The organism is Streptomyces sp. NPDC031418 (genome assembly GCF_055581605.1).
The window spans coordinates 202670-222808 of record NZ_JBVIJC010000011.1; the positions used below are offsets into that span (position 1 = coordinate 202670).

19 protein-coding genes and 1 pseudogene are annotated in these 20139 nt (G+C 73.4%); 11 read left to right on the forward strand and 9 right to left on the reverse strand.

The window, feature by feature from the left end; all coding sequences use genetic code 11:
• Positions 1-9 precede the first annotated feature (9 nt).
• On the forward strand, positions 10-873 hold the full coding sequence (locus ACZ5CZ_RS18545; RefSeq protein ID WP_385846399.1) for a universal stress protein: 864 nt from the start codon (positions 10-12) through the stop codon (positions 871-873).
• A gap of 27 nt (positions 874-900) precedes the next feature.
• On the opposite strand, the gene ACZ5CZ_RS18550 is transcribed toward ACZ5CZ_RS18545, so the two are convergent.
• From ACZ5CZ_RS18550 to ACZ5CZ_RS18560, 3 genes are all read right to left on the reverse strand, one after another.
• Positions 901-1641 (reverse strand): class I SAM-dependent methyltransferase, encoded by a 741-nt coding sequence (locus ACZ5CZ_RS18550; protein WP_468943956.1) that lies wholly within the window; start codon positions 1639-1641, stop codon positions 901-903.
• Positions 1642-1820: 179 nt separating this feature from the next.
• Entirely contained in the window at positions 1821-2702 is an 882-nt protein-coding gene (locus ACZ5CZ_RS18555) for a universal stress protein (protein WP_385846402.1), read from the reverse strand.
• Complete coding sequence (locus ACZ5CZ_RS18560) at positions 2686-3549, reverse strand: DUF1918 domain-containing protein (protein ID WP_468943959.1); 864 nt, start codon at positions 3547-3549, stop codon at positions 2686-2688. Before ACZ5CZ_RS18560 ends, ACZ5CZ_RS18555 begins: the two co-directional genes overlap by 17 nt.
• 542 nt (positions 3550-4091) lie before the next feature.
• Here ACZ5CZ_RS18560 and ACZ5CZ_RS18565 point away from each other — a divergent pair.
• Positions 4092-4997, forward strand: coding sequence for a universal stress protein (locus tag ACZ5CZ_RS18565; protein ID WP_385846404.1), 906 nt, complete (start codon positions 4092-4094; stop codon positions 4995-4997).
• Between the two features lie 66 nt (positions 4998-5063).
• Here the strand turns inward: ACZ5CZ_RS18565 and ACZ5CZ_RS18570 are convergent, their stop codons facing one another.
• The gene (locus ACZ5CZ_RS18570; protein WP_468943962.1) at positions 5064-6233 is read right to left on the reverse strand and encodes a site-2 protease family protein; all 1170 of its coding nucleotides are present in this window, start codon (positions 6231-6233) and stop codon (positions 5064-5066) included.
• A gap of 481 nt (positions 6234-6714) precedes the next feature.
• On the opposite strand from ACZ5CZ_RS18570, the gene ACZ5CZ_RS18575 reads away from it, so the two are divergent.
• From ACZ5CZ_RS18575 to ACZ5CZ_RS18600, 6 genes and pseudogenes are all read left to right on the forward strand, one after another.
• Entirely contained in the window at positions 6715-7266 is a 552-nt protein-coding gene (locus ACZ5CZ_RS18575) for a CBS domain-containing protein (RefSeq protein WP_468943964.1), read from the forward strand.
• Between the two features lie 87 nt (positions 7267-7353).
• Positions 7354-7656 carry a hypothetical protein gene (locus ACZ5CZ_RS18580; RefSeq protein WP_385846408.1) on the forward strand — a complete coding sequence of 101 codons (303 nt, stop codon included), beginning with the start codon at positions 7354-7356 and terminating at the stop codon, positions 7654-7656.
• 260 nt (positions 7657-7916) lie between these two features.
• Positions 7917-8051 carry a hypothetical protein gene (locus tag ACZ5CZ_RS18585; protein WP_385846410.1) on the forward strand — a complete coding sequence of 45 codons (135 nt, stop codon included), beginning with the start codon at positions 7917-7919 and terminating at the stop codon, positions 8049-8051.
• A gap of 12 nt (positions 8052-8063) precedes the next feature.
• Positions 8064-9421, forward strand: a pseudogene (locus ACZ5CZ_RS18590) (Ni/Fe hydrogenase subunit alpha).
• On the forward strand, positions 9418-9816 hold the full coding sequence (locus ACZ5CZ_RS18595; RefSeq protein WP_468943968.1) for a hydrogenase maturation protease: 399 nt from the start codon (positions 9418-9420) through the stop codon (positions 9814-9816). Before ACZ5CZ_RS18590 ends, ACZ5CZ_RS18595 begins: the two are co-directional and overlap by 4 nt.
• A gap of 148 nt (positions 9817-9964) precedes the next feature.
• Positions 9965-10972, forward strand: coding sequence for a YihY/virulence factor BrkB family protein (locus tag ACZ5CZ_RS18600; protein WP_468943971.1), 1008 nt, complete (start codon positions 9965-9967; stop codon positions 10970-10972).
• A gap of 16 nt (positions 10973-10988) precedes the next feature.
• Here ACZ5CZ_RS18600 and ACZ5CZ_RS18605 read toward each other — a convergent pair whose 3' ends face one another.
• The 3 genes from ACZ5CZ_RS18605 to ACZ5CZ_RS18615 all read right to left on the reverse strand — a co-directional run bounded on the left by ACZ5CZ_RS18605 (position 10989) and on the right by ACZ5CZ_RS18615 (position 13905).
• Entirely contained in the window at positions 10989-12377 is a 1389-nt protein-coding gene (locus tag ACZ5CZ_RS18605) for a glycoside hydrolase family 43 protein (protein WP_468943974.1), read from the reverse strand.
• A gap of 158 nt (positions 12378-12535) precedes the next feature.
• Positions 12536-13345 (reverse strand): cytochrome c oxidase assembly protein, encoded by an 810-nt coding sequence (locus ACZ5CZ_RS18610; protein WP_468943977.1) that lies wholly within the window; start codon positions 13343-13345, stop codon positions 12536-12538.
• Complete coding sequence (locus ACZ5CZ_RS18615; protein ID WP_468943979.1) at positions 13345-13905, reverse strand: DUF2243 domain-containing protein; 561 nt, start codon at positions 13903-13905, stop codon at positions 13345-13347. Before ACZ5CZ_RS18615 ends, ACZ5CZ_RS18610 begins: the two co-directional genes overlap by 1 nt.
• Positions 13906-14326: 421 nt before the next feature.
• Here ACZ5CZ_RS18615 and ACZ5CZ_RS18620 point away from each other — a divergent pair, with 421 nt between their 5' ends.
• Positions 14327-15199: an SGNH/GDSL hydrolase family protein gene (locus tag ACZ5CZ_RS18620; protein ID WP_468943982.1), complete on the forward strand. Its 873-nt coding sequence runs from the start codon at positions 14327-14329 to the stop codon at positions 15197-15199.
• A gap of 144 nt (positions 15200-15343) precedes the next feature.
• Here the strand turns inward: ACZ5CZ_RS18620 and ACZ5CZ_RS18625 are convergent, their stop codons facing one another.
• Positions 15344-16324 carry a trypsin-like serine peptidase gene (locus ACZ5CZ_RS18625; protein WP_468943985.1) on the reverse strand — a complete coding sequence of 327 codons (981 nt, stop codon included), beginning with the start codon at positions 16322-16324 and terminating at the stop codon, positions 15344-15346.
• Positions 16325-16553: 229 nt separating this feature from the next.
• Here ACZ5CZ_RS18625 and ACZ5CZ_RS18630 point away from each other — a divergent pair, with 229 nt between their 5' ends.
• Positions 16554-17459, forward strand: coding sequence for a polysaccharide deacetylase family protein (locus tag ACZ5CZ_RS18630; RefSeq protein WP_468943987.1), 906 nt, complete (start codon positions 16554-16556; stop codon positions 17457-17459).
• 34 nt (positions 17460-17493) lie between these two features.
• Here ACZ5CZ_RS18630 and ACZ5CZ_RS18635 read toward each other — a convergent pair whose 3' ends face one another.
• Positions 17494-19113, reverse strand: coding sequence for an ADP-ribosyltransferase domain-containing protein (locus ACZ5CZ_RS18635; RefSeq protein WP_385846423.1), 1620 nt, complete (start codon positions 19111-19113; stop codon positions 17494-17496).
• Between the two features lie 329 nt (positions 19114-19442).
• On the opposite strand from ACZ5CZ_RS18635, the gene ACZ5CZ_RS18640 reads away from it, so the two are divergent.
• Positions 19443-20120 (forward strand): macro domain-containing protein, encoded by a 678-nt coding sequence (locus ACZ5CZ_RS18640; RefSeq protein ID WP_385846424.1) that lies wholly within the window; start codon positions 19443-19445, stop codon positions 20118-20120.
• The last annotated feature ends 19 nt before the right edge of the window (positions 20121-20139 follow it).

Genomic DNA, 20139 nt, shown 5'->3' on the forward strand with positions numbered 1-20139 from the left:
GTGAGGACCATGCGTCTGCCCCTGGTGGTGGGTGTCGACGGCTCGGACTCCAGCCTGCTGGCCGTGGACTGGGCGGCCGACGAGGCCGCGCTGCACGGCCTTCCGCTGCGGCTCGTGTACGCCTCGCTGTGGGAGCGGTACGACGACCGGTCCGTACCGTCGGCGGATCAGCCGGACGACGGCGACGCAGTTGTCGCGCGCGCCGGGGAACGGGCCCGGCGCCGGGCCCCCGCCGTACCCGTCGAAGGCGCGGTGCTCGCCGACGACCCGGTGGACGTGCTGCTGCACGAGGGCCACAACGCCACCGCCCTGGTGACCGGGTGCCGCGGTCGCGGCGGACTCCAGGGCCTGCTCCTCGGCTCCGTCGGACTCGCCGTCGCCGGCCGCGCCACCGGACCCGTGATCGTGGTCCGGGGCAGCGCGGCGGGTGTCGCAGGCACCCGCGGCCGGGTCGTGCTCGGCGTCGGGGAACCCGGCACCAGCGGGACGGCGAGCCGGTTCGCGGTGCGCGAGGCAGCGGCCCGCAAGTGCCCCCTCGACGCCGTCCGCGCCTGGCGCCGCCCCGCCCACCAGCCCGCCGCGCACCCGCTGCGCACCGGAAGCACCGGCCTGCCGTACGCGGAGGAGGCCACCGCGCTGATCGACACGCTGCTCGCGGAGCCCACGGCCGAGCACCCGGAGGTGCGGGTGCACCGGTGTGTCCTCGAGGGACCGGCCCGCCAGGCACTGCTCCAGCGGTCCGCCACCGCCGATCTCCTGGTGGTCGGCGTGTCGCGGCGCCGCGGCGGGGGCGGTCTCCAGCTCGGGCGCGTGGCGCACACCGTGCTGCACCACGCCGACTGCCCCGTCGCGGTGGTACCGGACTTCCCCTGACCGGTCGGCTCGGGTTCACCGGCCGGCTCAGGCGCGGCAGCGCAGCATCTCCAGCGGCGGATTGGCGTGGAAGTCCGCCCAGTAGTCGGCGCCGTACCTGCGCACGCCGGCGTCGGACACCTCCAGCGGGACCCAGGTCACCTTCCCGAAGCCGGCCGCCCGCAGACACTCCTCGTAGACCTCGCGGCGCGGGAGGGTGGAGACGAACGACATCGGCGGGTCCAGCAGCGCCGTGACCCGCACCCGGGGTCCGGTCTCGGCCTCTTCGCCGGTCAGCTCGGCGCGGAAGCCGTACTTGGCAGGGGACGGTCCGTCGAAGCGGAAGCCGGGCGTCTGGCCGAGCAGGAAGAACTCGCCCCCCGGCATCAGGCTCTCGTACGCGGCGCGGCACATCCGCTCCATGGCCGCGGCGTCCTCCGCGTAGTTGAGCAGCTGGACCGCCGTAGCGATGTCGAACTTCCGTTCCAGAGGGGCAAGTCGGGAGACGTCGCCCACCTGATAGCGCACCCCGAGCGGCTCATTCTCCTCGAACCGCCGCGCCGCCGCGACCATTTCCCCGGAGATGTCGATCCCGAGCACCTCCGCCGCGCCGCGCCGCCGGAACTCCCTGCTGTAGAAGCCGGTGCCGGAGGCCAGGTCGAGGACCGACCTGCCCCGCACGTCCCCGACCATGGCCAGAAAACCGGGAACCTCCGCGTACCGCGCCAGCGGCAGCGACTTGAAACCCTCGAACGCCTCACCTATCTCGTCGTACTGCTGCACGCTCACCGTGCGGTCCTCCCCGTGCTCGTCATGGTCTCCGGCTCCGGCACCGCCCCCGCGCCCGGGACCGGCCGTGGCCACTGGCGGGCAGTCTTCCGGCACGCCGGCCGGACGTCGTACTGGCTGAAGGCACAACGATCCGGACGCCGTCCCGGCGCGATGTACGAGGGCCGGGGGAGACGGCCTCAGCGGGCCGGCGACGGCACGGCGATGACCGGGCAGCGGGCGTGGTGCAGAACGCCCTGGCTCACCGAGCCCAGCAGCATGCCCGCGAAGCCCCCGTGCCCCCGGGTCCCCACCACCAGACCCAGCGCGTGTGCCGACGCCTGCGTGAGCACCTGCACGGGATGTCCCACGATCAGCTCGTGCCGCAGTTCCACCTCGGGGTAGCGGGCTCGCCGACCCGCCACCGTCTCCGAGAGCAGCCGGCGGCACTCCTGCTGCGCCGCGTGCTGGTCCAGCACCCCGAGCGGACCCGCCTGCCAGACGTACAGGGCCCGCACCCGGGCGCCCCGCAGGGCCGCTTCCTCGAAGGCGAGGTCGACCGCGGCCGCCGAGTGCGCGCTGCCGTCGACACCGACGACGTAGTGCGCGGGATCCTGGGTGACGTGCTCCGCCTCCGGTACGACGACCACCGGGCACCGCGCGTGCGCCACGAGGGGGAGGGCGATCGACGCCGAACCGAACAGCTCCTCGGCCCGGCCCAGATGCCAGGAACCCAGCACGACGGCCGTGGCGGCACGGCTCTGCTCCCGCAGCACCCACAGGGCGTCGCCCTCGGCGAGCACCGCGTCGACCTCGACCTCCGGACGGCGCGCCGCGACGAACTCCACGACGTCCTCCAGGACCTGCTTCCCGTCGCGGTGCAGCTCCTCGTTCCAGCCCGCCCAGGACGGCGGCACCGACCGGCCCCGGTCGCCCCTGGTCGGCACGCCCTCGGCGAGCACCGGGCGCAGCGGCAGCCGCCGACGAGCCGCCTCGTCCGCCGCCCAGGCGAGCGCCATCCGACGGGTGGGGTCGGCCTCGACACCGACCACGATGGGTCCGCGGTCACCGGGCGTCGTCATGGTCGCCTCCGCTCGGCGGCTCGTGCGCGTGCGTCAGATGCCGGACAAAGGCGTCGGAGCCGGGGAAGTACAGGGTGACCCGCCCGTCCTCCGCCCAGCGGATGTCGTACGGCGGGGTGCCGTCCCGATGGTGCAGGCCGACGATCTCGCCGTCCCGGCTGATCACACCGGCCGTGGTGCCGCGGACCACGATCTCGTCGCCCACCCGGGCGTGCATGGTGCTGCCGGTCGTCGGGGTGTCGTGGCCGGGGGCGGGGCGGTCGCCCCGCTCCGGCGATGCGGTCGCGGTCATCGTCCTCGCCTCCTCGCCGCGGGAAGTGCCGCAGCGATCCCATGCAAGCCCCCGTTCGAGGGCGCTGCCAGGGGCCATTGGTCCCGGGGAGCGGCCCGTCGGCCCTGCCGGGATCCGGCTCTCCAGGTCCGCCCGCACCCGTGCGGTCAGCTCCTCCAGCGCCCGGGACCGTACGGGGCGGACCGGCTCCGGGGCCTCGATCCGCCGCGCGGTCTCCGGCAGAGCGGCCAGGTCCGGGATCCAGTGCCGGCGCAGGGCCCGGACCCGCTGCCGGGTACGGACCGTCTCCGCGCCCAGCAGCTCGGCGGCGGCCCGGTGGGCGGCGAACTCCGCGGCGGCGCGCACCGTCGCCCGGTACGCCGTCTCCGCATGCGCCGAGGCGGTGTTCGGCGGTGTCGGCTCCGCCGCCGAGCGGACGGGATCCGCCCAGGACAGGGCCGCCGGATGGGGTACGCCCATCAGCGCGGCCCACCGCACACCGACCCGTGCCCGGTCTGCGGGCACCGCTCCGGCCAGGGCCCGCTCCCCGCCGGTCAGCACCTGCGCGCCAGCCACGCGTCCGCCTCGGCCAGCCGGTCCCGCCACACCCGCCCCGCCTCCCCGGCCGCCCGCCGCCCAGCCCCTCCCGGTCCAGCAGCAGCCGCAGTGTGCGCTCCAGCAGATCCGCCGTCGCAAGACTGCGGAGCAGCCGCAGCCGGGCGGCCCGCCCGGATCGGGTCCGGCCGCCGTGCCCGCTCACGGCGTGTCTCCGGAACGGTCGGCATCGCCCGGGGGCCGGCGGGCGTCGAGCAGTTCGGGCGGGAGCATGCCCAGCTGGCCGGCGACGACTGCAGCCCGGCTGGTGGCCGAGGTCGAGGGCATCGCCGACGTGGTCGAGGTCAAGAGCCTGCTCACGACGGACTGAGCCAGCCCCACCGCCACCTCCGTAACGCCCCCTCCCGGACCGTTCCGCACCCGGGAGAACTGCGCCGCGCCCGGTCCCGCCAGGGCCGGTCGGTCCCGGCCAAGGACCTGCGGCCCCTGACACCGCGGCCACGGCGTCACGACGCTGGAGTCGGATCCCATGCTCCGGGATCCCACGCCCCGGGAGGTGGACCATGCCCCGAACCGTCACCGTCGGCCTCGACGGCTCTCCCGAGAGCCGCGCCGCCGCGGAATGGGCGGCCCGCGAAGCCGAACTGCGCGACCTGCCGCTGAAGATCGTTCACGTGTCGGAGCCCGTCCCCGAGCGTCTGGCCCAGGCGCCGCTGCTCGGCAGCGAGACCCACCAGCACTGGAGCGAGAGCATCCCGCGCGACTCCGCGGAAGGCATCCGGCTGCGCCACCCCGGCGTCGAGGTGCTCACCGACCAGCTCACCGGGAACCCGGCCGCGGCCCTCGCCGAGGCGGCCGCCGCGTCCGAGCTGCTCGCCATGGGCTCGCGCGGTCTCGGCGGGATCGGCGGGTTCATGGTCGGCTCGGTCAGCATGTCGGTCCTCGCCCACGCGGAGCGCCCGGTGGTGCTGGTCCGGGCCGGCGAACAGGCCGCCGACGAGCACAGGACGGACCCGGCCGGCGTGCCGTCCGCGGCCACCCCCTACCGGCCCGTCGTCCTCGGCCTCGACATCTCCACCCCGCACGAGACCCTGATCGAGTTCGCCTTTGACGCCGCCGAACGCCGCGGCACCGCGCTGCGGGCCGTGCACGGCTGGGACGATCCGCCCACGTCCTTCTACCGCTTCTACGGCGACGCCGAACTGTACGACGAACTCGAGCGCGGCCAGGCCACGGCCCTGAACGAGGTGCTGCGCCCCTGGCGGCAGAAGTTCCCGGACGTCGAAGTGCTGGAGGCGAGCCGGTGCGGCAGTGCCGCGCAGGTACTGGTGGAGGCGTCCCGCGACGCTTCGCTGGTCGTCGTCGGCAGGCGCGTGCGCACCACCCCGCTCGGCGCCCACATCGGCCACGTGGCCCACGCGGCACTGCACCATGTCATCGCCCCGGTGGCCGTGATCCCGCACGAGTGACACACCACCCGGCGCAGCCAGGCCGACTGCTTCCCCGGAGACGCGTTCTCCGGGGAAGCAACTGCGTCAGGTCGTCGTGTGCGAGGAGCCGGAAGGGTTGCGGCCCGGGGTCCCTGGCCTGCCCGGCCAGGCCAGGGCGCGGGTGACGTCGGCGACCGTGAGGATGCCGACGAGGCGGCCGCCGTCGAGGACCAGGGCCCGGCGGCCCGGGCTCGACTCCAGGCGGGGCAGCAGGTCGAGCACCGGCTCGTCCGGCGCGGCCGTCACCACCTCGCCCAGCGGATGCATCACCGCACCGACCGTCGTGTACGCACGCTCCTGCGGCGCTGCCGCCTGCGCCCGCCGGACGGTGAGCAGACCGGCGACGGAGCCGTCGGAGGCGAGCACCGGGAACGCCGAGTGCCGGTACGCGCCGAACGGGCCCTCGGCCAGGAAGCCCGCCAGCGTCGTCGTCAGCGGGACGGTCACCGGCGCCGGGGTCATGACCCGGCTCACCGGAACCCCCTCCAGGGCGCCCCGCATCTCCGCCTGACGGGGCTCGGCGGTGGCCGCCGCGACGAGGAACCAGCCGATCAGCGCCGCCCACAGACCGGACAGGTCGCCCGCGAACAGCACGTCCGCGAAGCCGGTCAGCACCATGAACCAGCCCAGCGCGCGGCCCGCCGCCGACGCGCCCCGGCTGGCCCGCAGCCGGTCACCGGTGCGGTGCCACAGATAGGCCCGCAGCAGCCGCCCGCCGTCGAGCGGAGCGGCGGGCAGCGCGTTGAAGACGGCCAGCAGCACATTGATCGCCGCCAGCCAGGCGACCGCCTCCACCAGCAGCCCGGAGACGTGCAGCGCGTCGAGGCCCACGGCCACCCCGGCCAGCACACCACCGGCGACCAGGCTGGTGAGCGGACCCACCCCGGCGATCCGCAGCTCCGCGGCCGGCGACGGGGCCTCGCCGCGCAGCCGGGCGGCACCGCCGAGCATCCACAGCGTGATGCCCTCGACCTCGACACCGTTGCGCCGGGCGACCACGGCGTGCGCCAGCTCGTGCGCCAGCAGCGACCCGAGGAAGACGACGGCGGTCAGCACGGCGAGCCCCCAGTACGCGGCGGGGGAGTGGCCCGGGTGGGCGGCGGGCAGCCGGCCGCGCGCCAGCGCGACCGTCACCAGGGCGACGATGACCAGGACACTCCAGTGCAGGCCGACCCGGACACCGGCGATCCGGCCGAGCGGCAGCGTCTCCTCCATGAACCTCGCCTCACCTTCCCGCGTTCGCGGAGCACGGCACCCCTCAGCGTGCGGCGGCGGGCGCAGGGCGAGCAGAGGCCGGAGGGGCCACCCGTCGTGGGCTGTTCGGCCCCGACGGGCCCCACGGGTCCAGCGGGTGGCGATGCCGTCCTTCCCGCCACCACCGGCACACCACGGAACGCCGTGCCCCACCATGGCCGTTCGGCCCCGATACGGGGGCCACACGAGCACCCTCCTGCGCTGCACGCCGACCACGCCGACCACGCCGACCACCCCGCCCCGGTCCGCCGCCCCGCCCGCACGGCTGGTGCCGGCCCTGGGCCGGGCGGACCGCGGACGGGGGGCCAACGGCAGCTTCCGAGGCCATCAGGCCCCGTGACAGGCAGGCACCGTACGGCGACCGTGAAAGCACGTGCGAGACCCGGGGCACGCGTCGGCGTGGGCGACCCGGCCTTGCCGCCCGTACGACGAGGAGGCAGCCATGGACGAGCGCACCGCGCTGCGGAACCTGGACGAGCGCCCTGTGCCGCGCGGCAGCGCGCCGGAGCTGCCCGCCGTACGCACTCTGATGGACGCGGCACCGTACTCGGTCGGCGAGGACGAGAGCCTGCTGCTGGCGTGGGAGGTCATGGAACGCTCCCGGCAGCGCCACCTGCCCGTGGTCCGCCCGGACGGCTGTTGCGCCGGGCTGGTGGACCGTGCCGAACTCGCCCTCGCCTGCGCGGGCGCCGCGACGGAAGTGTCCCGGCGCAGGGTGCGGGAGCTGGTCCACGCCCGCCGCACCTGTACGGTCCACCCGGACGACTCGACCCGGCACGCGGCGGCCGTGATGAAGCAGGAGCAGCTCGACGCCCTGCCGGTCACCGACCCGCACGGCCTCCTGGTCGGCCTGCTCACGGCCGGGGACTACGTGGCCTTTGCAGCGGGCCTGCCCCGCCGCCCCAGGCCCCTCCCGGGTCAGCCGGCGCGGGCGTTCCTGCCCGGGCTGCCACCCCGCGGGGTGACGCGCGAGCACGGAATCGACATCCCCTGACCGTTGCCGGGATCCCGCGCACTGCTTGCCCCTCCTACCCGATATCCGCTCCCCTCCGAAATCCGCTCAGCGAGAAAGGGCGAGGTCATGGCCTGGGCATCCTGGACGACCCCCGGCGTCTTCACCGGCCGGGGCGGCGCACGTACCGACGAGGCGGGGATCGTGACCGGCGATCTGACCGTCCACACCACCTGGGACGGCCGACAGGCCGACATCGCGGTGCAGTACACCGGAACCTCCGACTGGTTCACGCTCACCGGGAGCCCGGTGCCGTGCCGTACCGAGGTGCAGAGCCGGGAACTGCACCAGGCGGTGGTGGATGCCGTCCGGGCGGGGGGCCTCGCCACTGTTCCGCGGCCGCACGAGCCGCTCGGCACCGCCGTCCCCTGACGGAGGCGGTGCCACGAACGGGACCGATTGCCCCGAGCCCGCCGGCGACGATGGCGTTGCCGCCGTAGAACCGGCGCCCGGCGTCGAACGGGTGCATGGAACCGCCGCGCCCCCGGCTGCGCCCGGTCGCCTTGCCGTACATCTCCGTCATCACTCGGCGGCCACCTCGCGGGTCAGGGCGTGGCCGTGCTCCCGGGACGTCGAGACGACCGCGTCCGCCGGGCCGAGCGCCTGGAGGAGACCAACTGCGCCGCGACGGGATGAGTGAGCGGGACGTCGTGCGCGTCTTCCGCACCTTCAACGCTGCCGCACCGGAGTATGCCTCTGTGCCCGATCTCCTGGCCGAAGGCCCGGACACCCCCGAGGCCGGGACGGACGCCCAGCACGACGCCTGACGGAAAGCCCGGATGAGCCAGAGCGGAGAACGCGTCCTGCGGCTGGACGCACTGGCCCGGGTGGAGGGCGAGGCCGCGCTCCGGCTGCGCCTGCACGAGGGCCGGGTCGCCGAGGCCCAGCTGCGCATCTACGAACCCCCACGGTTCTTCGAGGCCCTGCTGGCCGGCCGGGGGCACACCGAGCCACCGGACATCACCGCCCGCATCTGCGGCATCTGCCCGGTCGCCTACCAGATGACGGCCTGCCAGGCGATCGAGAACGCCTGCGGCATCACCGTCGACGGCCCGCTCGCCCAGCTGCGCCGCCTGCTCTACTGCGGTGAGTGGATCGAGAGCCACACCCTGCACATCCACCTTCTGCACGCACCCGGCTTCCTCGGCCAGCCCGACGCCGTGGGCCTCGCCCGCCTTCAGCGCTCCGCCGTGGAGCGCGGGCTGCGGCTGAAGCAGACGGGCAACGCGATCGTCGAACAGCTCGGCGGGCGCCCCGTCCACCCGGTCAACATCCGCGTCGGCGGCTTCCACCGGGTGCCGGCGCCCGGGGAGCTCCACCCGCTCGCCGAACGTCTCCGCCAGGCCCGTGAGGACGCGGTGGAGACCGTCCGCTGGGTCGCCGGCTTCGACTTCCCCGACGCCGACTGCGACCACGACCTGCTCGCCCTGCGCGACCCCGGCCGCTACGCCGTCGACTCGGGAACCCCGGCCGTCATCGCGGCGGCACAGGAGGGCGGGCCCGGGCCGGCGGTGTCCGTCCGGGAGTTCCCGGTGTCCGCCTTCGAACAGCACGCGCGCGAAGACCAGGTCCCCCACTCCACCGCCCGCACCGCCGCCCCCGACGGCCGCCGCTACCTCACCGGCCCGCTCGCCCGCTACGCGGTCAGCGGGCGCCGGCTGCATCCGGTGGCGGCCGACGCCGCCCGGGAGGCCGGCCTCGGCGATCCGGCGGCCGGCGCGGTGTGCCGCAACCCCTTCCGCAGCATCGCCGTGCGTGCGGTGGAGGTCGTCCAGGCCGTGGAGGAGGCGCTTCGGATCATCGAGGCGTACGAACCCCCGCCCCGCCCGGCGCTCGACGTACCACCCCGCGCGGCGACCGGCACGGGCGCCACCGAGGCACCCCGGGGACTGCTCTACCACCGCTATGCCCTCACCGCCGACGGGACCCTCACCCGGGCCCGCATCTCGCGCCCACCGCCCAGAACCAGACGGCCATCGAGGACGACGTACGCCGGGCCGTACAGCGGCGTCTCGACCGCGCGGCCGACGCCGGGGACGAGGAGCTCACGGTCCTGTGCGAGCGGGCCGTCCGCAACCACGACCCCTGCATCTCCTGCTCCGCCCACTTCCTCCGGCTCTCGGTGGAGCGCGCATGACCGGCTCGGCCGCGCCGACCGTGGTGATCGGAGTCGGCAACCCCCTGCGCCGGGACGACGGGGTGGGCCCGGCGGTGGTGGAGGCGCTGCGCGACCGGGTACCGCACGGCACCGTCCTCGTCGTCAGCGACGGCGAACCGGCCCGGCTGCTGGACCTGTGGCGGGACGCCGGCCTGGTGGTCCTGGTGGAGGCGCTGCGCACCCGGCCCGCCGCACCGGGCCGGCTGCACACCCTGTCGGCCGCCGAGGCCGCGGCCCGCACCGGCGGTACGGCCAGCACGCACGCCCTGGGCCTCGGGGAGACGCTCGCCCTCGCCGAGGCCCTCGACCGGCTGCCGCCCAGGCTCCTCGTCCACGCCATGGAGGTGGCCGACACCGTGCTGGCCAGGGCCTGAGCGAGCCCGTCCGCGCCGCACTCCCCGAACTCGTCGAGCGCGTCGCCGCAGCGGTGAGGCACGCCGGGAACGCCTGAGGAGCGCGGCCGAGGCGCGCCGGGGCTGCGGGCCGGCTCATGCGGGGGCCGGAGCGGGGCACTCGTATGCCATGGGGTTCGTCGGGCGCACGGACGCGTACCAGCGCCGCCACCGCTGGGTGGGCTTCCCGCTGGCCGTGGTCTACAAGTTCTACGACGACCAGGGCACCTACCTCGCCGCCCTGCTCGCCTACTACGCCTTCGTCTCCCTCTTCCCGCTGCTGCTGATCCTGGTCTCCGTGCTCGGCACCCTGCTCAGCGGCGACCCCGAACTGCGCCGCCATGTGTTCGACTCCGCGCTGGCCGAGTTCCCCGTCATCGGCGATCAGCTAGGGCGGAACGTGCACTCCCTGCACGGCAACGGCGTCGCCCTGGCCGTCGGCGTGGTGGGCAGTGTCTACGGCGCGCTGGGCGTGGCCCAGGCCGCGCAGTACGCGCTGAACAAGATCTGGGCCGTGCCCCGGCACGCCCGCCCCGACCCGTTCCGCTCGCGGCTGCGGGGGCTGCTGTTCCTGGTGATCCTCGGGCTCGGGCTGTGCGTGACCACGCTGCTGTCCTGGGCGGTGTCGACGGCGACGGTGTTCGGCACCCGCCCGGCGATCGGCGCCAGGTTCGGCGCCGTCGTCGCGGCGGTGGTGCTGAACACCGGGCTGCTTCTGCTCAGCCAACGGGTCCTGACCGAGCGCGAGCTGCCCCTGCGCCGGCTGGCCTGGGCGTCCTGCGGCGGCGCCTGCGCCTGGCAGGTGCTCCAGTGGGGCGGTTCCTACTACGTCAGCCATGTCCTCAAGGGAGCCACGGCGACGTACGGCATGTTCGGCATCGTCCTCGGCCTGCTCGCGTGGCTGTACCTGGGGGCGCTGATCTTCCTGATCACGGTGGAGGTGGGTGCGGTGCGGGTGCTGCGGCTGTGGCCGCGCAGTCTGCTGACCCCGTTCACCGACCGGGTGCGGCTCAGCCCGGCCGACCGTCGCGCCTACCGGTCGTACGCGACCACCGAGGCCTTCAAGGGCTTCGAGAAGATCCAGGTCCGCTTCGGCCCGCCCCCGGAGCCCCCGCCCGACGAGACGCGGAGGCCCTAGCCGGGGCCCCCGATGATCAGTAGCCGACCCGGAACGTCGCGTCCTGCCGGTCGGTGGCCGTGGCGACCGGGTCGATCCGCAGCACGTAGTCCGAGTGGCGGATGTAGCGGGTGGGGAAGTTGTGCGACCGGAACGACGACCAGGTCGCGTCCGCGAGGCCCGCTTCGCGGTGGAAGGTGGCGTCCGCCGCGAACGTGGACGTGCCGTCGTTGACGTCCAGCCGGAGCTGGTAGTCGTAGTGGCGCAGATAGCGGGTCGGGAAGTTGACCGACTGGAAGGAGACCCCCGAGCTGTCGGCGAGGCCCGGCACGAGCTTCCACAGGGAGTCGGTGTACGGGTCGAAGGGGTACTCGTCGATGCGGCCGGTGTAGTCGGCGTGGCGGACGTAGCGGGACGGATGGTTGTAGGACTTGAGCCGGTTCCAGGCGGGGGAGCCCCACGCGGCCACGAGGTTGTCGTACTCGCCGGTGCTGATCGGTGTGATGCCGCAGTGCTTGGAGTTCACCGGCTGGGTGTAGGTCTTCTGGTCGAGCGGGGTCCAGGTGCCCGAGGACAGGTCGCTGCTCTGCCAGGCGTAGAACACCCCGTTGGGCGTGTAGGTGTCCCCCCAAAGGAACCAAGTGCCGGCCGCCGCCTGGGACCTGACCAAGGTGGGCGCCTCGGTGCCGCCGTGCGCGACGCCCGTGCTGAACTCGGTGAAGCTGCCCGGGTCGAGGCTCGTGGAGCGGGCTCCGACCAGCGTCTGGTTCTTCTTGAAGTACAGGTAGTTGACGCCGTTCACCCCGACGGCCATGTCACCGTCGATCACGTCGTAACCGGGGTCGAAGAAGACCTGAGGGGCCGAGACGGTGACGAAGTCGGTGGTGTAGTTCACCATGATCACGTTGTGGCCGCTGCTGTTCACCGCGGAGTAGATGAGCGCGTACCGGCCCCGGCTCGCGTCCCAGAACGCTTCCGGGGCCCAGGCGTGGGTGTTCATGTCGTGCACCTTCAGCCGGTGGTAGCCGGTGAAGGTGCGCAGGTCGGTCGAGTTCCACACGTGCATGTACTGGCTGACATAGCTCCAGTCGGTGCCCTTGAGGTCGGTGGCGAGGACGACGAAGGTGCCGTCCTGCTTGCGCAGGATGAACGGATCGCGCAGACCGAGCGCCCCCTCGGTGGGGGTGACGAGCGGCTTGTTCTGGTTCAGCGGCATCCAGTTCAGGGCGTCGGTGCTGACGGCCAGATGCAGCCCGTAGTCCGTGCCGGTGCCGTTCGGCGACTCGGTGAAGTACGCCATCGCGTAGGCGGATCCGGCGGCGTGCGCGGTTCCGGCACCCAGGCTCAGCGCGCCGCTCATGGCGAGCGGGGTCGCGGCGGCCAGGCCGAGGAAGGAGCGGCGCGAGGGGAGGGGACGGTGGGCCATACGCACTCCAGGTGACGATATATCGAACAAGGTTCGGATAACCGGTCAGACCGTAAGACGCGACCATGTCCGCGTCAATCACTTGGAGCGGGTCTGTTGACGACGGAGGCGGGCCTGTCAGCGGCGGAGAGGCGGGCCTTGTCGCGACCGTCGGCGCGCTACGCCCGCGCAGCCACTCGGCGTACGCCGCGTTCCGGCCGCCACGTGGCCACGAGCGCCGCCGCCAGCAGGAGTTCGGCGATGTCACCGCCGTAGTACATGATCTCCGCGCCGCCCTGTACCTCGGGGATGGGGGCCCGGATGTCGACCCAGAACCCGCCGTACATCAGCTGCGCCACGACCGCGTGCACGGCGATGGCGCAGCCCAGGCAGACCAGCCTGGCCCGCACCCCGGGACGGGCCGGAGCGGGGTCCGGGCCCGCGATGACATGGGCGAACAGGCAGCCGGAGAGCAGGAAGTGCGCGTGCAGCAGCCAGTGACCGGCCGGATGGGCCATCGCCGTGTTGTACAGCGGTGTGCAGTACAGGACCGCGAGGCTGCCCGTGGACAGCGGCAGGGCGACGGCCGGATGGGCGAGCAGCCGCGCCGGACGGCTGTGCAGCGCCCCGGTGAGCACCCGTGCGCGGGACGCGGGCAGGGCGCGCAGCAGAAGGGTCACCGGGGCGCCCAGCACCAGGGCGAGCGGGGCGTACATGCCGATCAGCAGGTGCTGGGCCATGTGACCGCGGAAGTCGCGGTGGGCCACTCCGGCGAGGGGTGGCAGCAGCGCCAGGGCCAGCAGAGCAAGGCCGGTAAGGAAACTGACGGTGCGCCAGGGATGCCACCCGCGCCCGGGGTTGCGGCGCCGCGCCCGGGATGCCAGGCGCAGATAGCCGCCCGCGCACACCAGCAGGGCGAGCGACGGCAGCAGGAACTCCAGCGGACCGGAGCCGTCCATGTGCCCGGGGTGCGGGCCGTCGTGGTGCATCAGGCCGCCCGCCCCGCCCGCCCGGAACCGGCGGGCTGCGGCTCGAAGGGCCGCGCGCCGCGCCGCAGGAGCAGACCGCCGGCGACCAGCAACGCGCCGAGGGCGAGGAAGCCGAGGTCCCACCAGAGCTGGTGCGGACCGCCGTGGACATGGTGGATGCCCAGGATCTGGTGGTCCAGCAGGCCCTCGACGAGGTTGAACAGACCCCAGCCGGCCAGGATCCACCCCCACAGCACCCGCGAGCCCCACACCTGGCGCCGGCCCGTCGTCACGCGCGCGTACAGCACCCCCAGGCCGGTCAGCACCGCCAGCCAGCACACCACATGGAAGATGCCGTCCCACAGCGTGTTCATCTCCAGCCCCGACACGGTGTGCGGGTCGTAGTAGCGCACGCCGATCCGGTCGTGGTTGGTGCTGCTGAGCATGTGATGCCACTGGAGGAGCTGGTGCAGCAGGATGCCGTCGAGAAACCCGCCCAGCCCCACCCCCAATACGATCCCGGGCAGTTGGAGACTCGGCGGCCCGGCGGTGGCCCCGGTTCCGTCCATGGTGGCGGCCATGGCGTTCCTTCCCCTCGGCATCGGCTGTCCCCCAAGGAGCTATCAGTTCCCCGGCCCCGATGCCCCCACCACAGTCGGCCATTCGCCGGACCGCGGAGCCCGCCCGGCGGAAACCGGCCAGGGCGGCAACCCGCGTCCCAGGCCGTCGACGAGGGCCGCCGAGATGGGTGAAGGCTGTAAGAAGTTCGGTCAACAAGGTTGACTGGGCCACCCGGTGGCCGCACATTACCTATCGGTAGAACCCAGCGGTAATCCCGCGCCCCGTCCGTCCCGGCCGTCGTCCGGCGTGCGTCCCCACCCACGCCACGGCAGCCGGCACCCCCACCTGCTCGAGCCGCCGCATTCTCGCGAACCAGTGCGCCTGCGGGCACCGCCATGCCCGCACGCCCCGGTGACTCCCCGTCCCGAGAAGAGAGAGCACATGCCCATGCCCGCACTGCGCCGTGTCCTCGCCGCGACCTCCGCCGTCGCCGGAGCCCTCGCCCTCAGCCTCACCGCCGGCCCCGCCCACGCCACGGAGCCCCTGAACTACGTGGCACTCGGCGACAGTTACAGCGCCGCCTCCGGCGTCCTGCCCGTCGACCTCGGCCATCTGGTCTGTCTGCGTTCCACGGCGAACTACCCGCACGTCATCGCCGCCCGCACCGGCGCCCACCTCACCGACGTCACCTGCGGCGCTGCCCAGACCAAGGACTTCACCGCCTCGCAGTACCCCGGGGTCGCCCCGCAGGCCGACGCCGTCACCGCGGACACCGACCTGGTGACCATGACCATCGGCGGGAACGACAACAACACCTTCATCGGCGCCATCCTGGCCTGCGGCAGCCTGGGCGTCCTCAGCGGCGGCACCGGCAGCCCCTGCAAGGACACCTACGGCTCCTCCTTCGACGACGCCATCGACGCCAAGACCTACCCCGCGCTCAAGAACGCCCTGCGCACCGTCCAGGCCAAGGCGCCGGACGCCCGGGTGGCGATCCTCGGCTACCCGTGGATCACGCCGGCCACCGCCGACCCGTCCTGCTTCGCGAAACTGCCGGTCGCCTCCGGGGACGTGCCGTACCTGCACGCCCTCCAGGCCCACCTCAACGCCGTCGTCCAGCGCGCCGCACAGGAGACCGGCGCCACCTTCGTGGACTTCTCCCAGGCCTCCGCGGGCCACGACGCGTGCCAGCCCGTCGGCACCCGGTGGATCGAACCGCTCCTCTTCGGGCAGAACATCGTCCCCGTCCACCCCAACGCCCTCGGCGAGCAGCGCATGGCCGAGCGCACGGCGGACGTCCTGGCACTCGACTGACCCGGCGCACCCGGACTGCGCATCTGGAGGGCGGCGGCGGTACGGCCGACGCCGCCCGCCTCCTATCCCGGCCCCGGGCCAGGGCCCGCGCCCTCGTCACACGGGCCCCCGCCGGTGATCCGCCGCGCGACCCGTCGTCACCGGTCACGGCCTCGCACCGGCCCCCGCCGGCGGGGCGCCGGTGGCCGCGGCGCGGTAGAGGGAGCGCGCGGCCTCGCCGAAGTAGGCACTGTAGGAGACCTGGGGCGTGTCGCCGCCGGTGTGCAGTCCGCTGATCGCCCCGATCACCGCCCAGCCGCCGGGCCACGGCACGAGCATCGGGCCGCCGCTGGTCCCGCCGACGAACCCGTCGCAGGCGATGCGCGGGAACACTCCCGGCTCGGCCGGGTCGTCACTGACCCACCTGGTGGTCCGGCTCCAGCACTCCAGCGGCCTCTCCGCGCCCGCCGGATAGCCGATCATCCGCACCGGCACGTGGCGGTAGCCCGTCCCGGTGAGCAACTGCACGCCACCGACCGCGTCCTGCACCAGGGTTCCGTCCTGGTTGGGCTCGGTGACCGCGAAGGCCATGTCGTACGCGGCGCCCGCGTGCTCGCCGAGGTCGTAGTACTCCTGCGGGACATAGACACCGCCGGTGCGCACCGGGAAGATGCCGAAGGGCTTGAGGCCCTCGTGGTACTGCGGGACGAAGGCGAGGCGGCGGCGCGGGGCCGTACCGGAGTAGCCCTTCAGGCAGTGCCCCGCGCTGAGGACCAGGTCGTGGCCGGGGCTGCGGACGACGGAGCCGCTGCACGTGCGGCCGGTCCCGGTGGCGTCCGTCCAGAAGAAGGTGCCGGCCTGCGGGATCCCCTCGAAACTGCGGCTCGGCGGGATGTATTCGCCCGGCTGGGGCCCGTCCACGGCGGGCGCGGCGGCGGAGACCTCCGTGTCGGTGCCTTTCAGCATGTCGGCGGGCAGGGCGGCGGCCATGCGGTCGGGGGTCCAGTACGCGTCGAGGCGTACGGCGTCCGGGTCGGGGTCGGCCGGAGCACCGCCGGAGGTCGCCGCCAGGGCGGGTCCGGCACAGGCCAGAAGGGCTGCCGCGCACACGGCGGCGTACCGCAGGACGCTGGTTCCGGGCACCATCAGTTCCCCTCCCCGCAGACACACAGGACGGCTCACCATAGGCCCGCCGCCGCTCCGGCGGCAGTGCGCGCCACGGCTTTCGGCCTCGCAGCGGCGGGCTGGGCCGCGCAGGGGATTCTGGAAGATCTCTTACCGCTGCCTGCACGGTTGCGCTCGGTCCGGTGCGTACGGTTGCCCTGAGGGGCGGTCAGGCGCCCCTGAACGGCTGCGATCAGGTGTGGAGGAGCGGATGACGACCAGTCGCCGCGCAGTGCTGGCTGCGATGACGGGCAGCGTGCTCGCCGGCTGTGCGGGACCGTCGGGGTCGCACGGCGACGGGGCCGCCGCTCCCTCCGCCGCGTCGTCCACGTCCGGCACCCCTGCCCCGCACGCCCCGGCCGCCGCTCCCTCGGCACCGGCCCCCGCCGCCCTTCCCGCCGTCAGCCGTGCGGAGATCGTGGCCCGGTACCGGCACCGCACACCGCACTCCTGGGGCTTCGACGCTCCCGGAGTGGTGCACTCCCTGCCGGGCGCGCGCCGCGAGATCGCGCTGACCTTCGACGCCTGTGGTGGCCCGGGCGGCGGCGACTACGACCAGGATCTGATCGACTTCCTGCGCGAGCGGCGCATCCCGGCGACCCTGTTCCTCAACTCCCGCTGGATCGACGAGAACCCGGCCGTCTTCCACCGGCTGGCGGCCGAGCCGCAGTTCGAGATCGCCAACCACGGAACGCGGCACCGCCCGCTGTCCGTCTCCGGCCGTTCCGCCTACGGCATCCCCGGGACCGCAAACGTCGGCGAGGTGTACGACGAGATCGCCGGCAACCGGGCCAAGCTCACCCGGCTGCTGGGCAGGCCTCCACGCTTCTTCCGGTCGGGCACCGCCTACTGCGACGACGTCGCCGCACGGGTCGTCGGCGATCTGGGTGAACGTTTCGCCAGCTTCTCCGTCAACGGCGACGGCGGCGCCACCTTCACCGCCGAGCAGGTGCACTCCACGGTCGCCGCCGCGCCGGCCGGTTCGATCGTGCTGTGTCACATGAACCACCCCGAAGGCGGTACCGCCCAGGGCATCGCGACCGCGGTGCCGCACCTGCTGTCCCGCGGCCACACCTTCGTCCGCCTCTCGGACGCCCTGCCGGCCCGGCGGCGGTGAGCGCGACCGCTCCCCGCCCGCCGCGACCGGTCGCTCAGGAGACGAGGGGCGCCTCGTCCAGTTCCGTCAGCCGTACGGTGCACAGCCCGCCGCGCTCCGCCTTCACATCCGTCACCTTCAGCTGCGTACCCGGCAGCAGCAGGAACTCCTCCTCACCCGTGAACGCGGAGAAGTCGCGGATTCCCACCGCCCGGGACGGGACCACCTCGAAGAGCGTCCGCTTGCCCCGGCTCCCCAGGAACGACCGCGCCACCTGGAGCTGGGAGGTGCAGGAGGACACACCCCACCAGGTCACCGTCCGGCCGAGCGGGTACTGTCCCCGCAGGTCCAACGCCACACCGCGCCACAACGGCTCGGTACGGGCGGGCAGTTCCGACACCGCCGCGAACAGCAGCCGCAGATAGGCCAGATACGGTACGACCCTGCTGCGGTCCGGGGCACGCAGGATCGCGTTGATCTCGCGGTAGAACGCGGACTCGCAGGTGTAGAGGTACAGGGCGGCGATCGCGTCGGCGGACAGCCCCTTGCCGGCCGGGTCGTCCGAGCGCCGCTTGCCGAACTCGTGCGACAGCCCGATGTGCCGGTCGAGACCCGGCAGCAGCGCGGCCACCGGCGCGACCGCGTCCGGGAACTCCATGAGCGGGGTGTCGAACACGCCGGTGATCTCGGGGAGGGCGAGCCCCTCGTCCTTGACGCCGGCGAGCCGCTCCAGATACAGCTGGTGCAGCTCCATGGTGGACGCGATGAACGCGCCCATGCGCTCCGCGACCCCGCCGTCCGTCCCGTCGGCCTCCGCCGCGGCCGCGTCCCACCCCTTGCTCGGCAGCCAGTCGATCCCCTCGGCGCCCAGCGAGGCGAGGGCGTCGTTCACCATGGCGAAGTGTTCGCCGTCGCAGAAGATGTCACCCTGCGCCGCCGGGTTGCAGTGGTCGATGTGCCGTACCTCGACCTCGGGATACTTCTTCTGTAGCTGGAGGACGACCTTCTTCAGGCTGCGGGCGTGCGCCCCCCACCAGGCGAACACCACACCCCGGTCCTCGGGGTCGGCGTCCTGCTTGGCCTTGAGGATCTCCTCGACGATCCGCTCCGCGACCGGTCGCCAGAAAGCGGTGTGCGGGTCGGCGCCCCGCGGCCCGTCGCTGCTGGCGGTCAGCGCCGCGTTCAGCAGCAGCACGCCCTGGGTGAGCATCGCCTGGAACCACTCCGGCGGCTGCACGGTGTCCTGCTTCTTCAACAGCGCACGGATGTCCGCGATCGGGGTCTTCTTGGGTATGCCGTACTTCCACATCGCCGCCGCCTTGATGATGCAGCGGATGCTGACCACCCTGCCGAACTGGCTGTCCTTCCAGTCGTGGAAGGTGTTGTCGAACATGGCGATGCCGGTGGCGCTCTCCGGCCGCGGGTAGGGGTTCTGGCCGAAGACGACGACCTTCCACTTGTGCGGCGGGTTGGGCTTGAGCGCCTGGAAGGTCAGTTCGCGAACGGGAACGACATCCTGCCCCCGGTTGGGACCGATGAACGAGGCCGCGTCCGGCTGCGCCTCGATGACCGGCCTGAGCAGCGGAAGCCACGGTTCACCGCCGCCCTGGAACAGCTCGGTGAGGGCCAGCGGGTCGTTCGGGTCGGGCTGGGCGGGCGTGTTGGCAGCGCTCATCGCGAAAAAGGCTCCGAAGTGTCGAACCGTACGGACAGGGAGGCGACGGGAACGAGGGCGGTCCCGCCCGGTCTGCTTCGATCTCCGCGCCGGTGCTCGGGAGATGAGGGCGGAGGAAGCCGAGCGCCGTCCTGGCGGACCGGTGACGCACACGTCCTCGGCGCCAAAGCCACGGGCTCGGTCGGCGGAAATCTGGCGGCAGGCTAGCACGGGGCGCCGAGCGCGCAACCGTGACTGTGCGTCACGCGATCCTGCTCGCAGGGGCGTTGTCAGTGGGGCACGGTAGCGTCGTGATCAGTGGACGAGCCGTGTCCCGAGGGGAGTGCATCATGACCGAGAACCGCGCGCAGTCACCGCTGAGGGTGGTACTGACCGACATCAACACCCGTGTGGTGGAGGCCTGGCGGGCGGCGTTCGCCGACATGCCCGAGATCGAGATCCGCAAGGGCTCGATCCTCACCGAGAAGGCCGACGCCTGGGTCACTCCGACCAACTCCCGGGGCCGGATGGACGGCGGCGTCGACGCGGCCATCAAGCGGCACCTCGGAGCGGGTATCCAGCTGCGCGTGCAGCGGGCGATCCGCGACCGCTTCGCCGGCAGCCTCCCGGTGGGCAGCGCCGTGTGCGTCCCGTCCGGCGCGGTCAACCCGAGGTTCCTGATCTCGACGCCGACCATGGAACAGTCGTCACAGAACGTCAGCGAGACTCTGAACGTGGCTTTGGCCTGCGCCGCCGCGTTCCAGGCGATCCACCGGCAGAACGCCGAGGCGCCGGGCAGCATCGCCTCGGTCGCCCTGGTCGGCATGGGCGCCCAGACCGGCCGGGTCCCCGCCCGCGTGTGCGCCAACCTGATGTGGACCGGCTACACGCTCTTCCAGGACTACTCCTTCGCGGACTACGACGACCTGCGCAGCACGATCGTCGCGCAGCTCGACGACCTCGAGAACGCCCCCGAGGAGCAGCGGGTGCGCATAGCCACCCCCACCCGCCCCACTTCCCGCCGCTGACCGGCCCGACGTCTGGCCC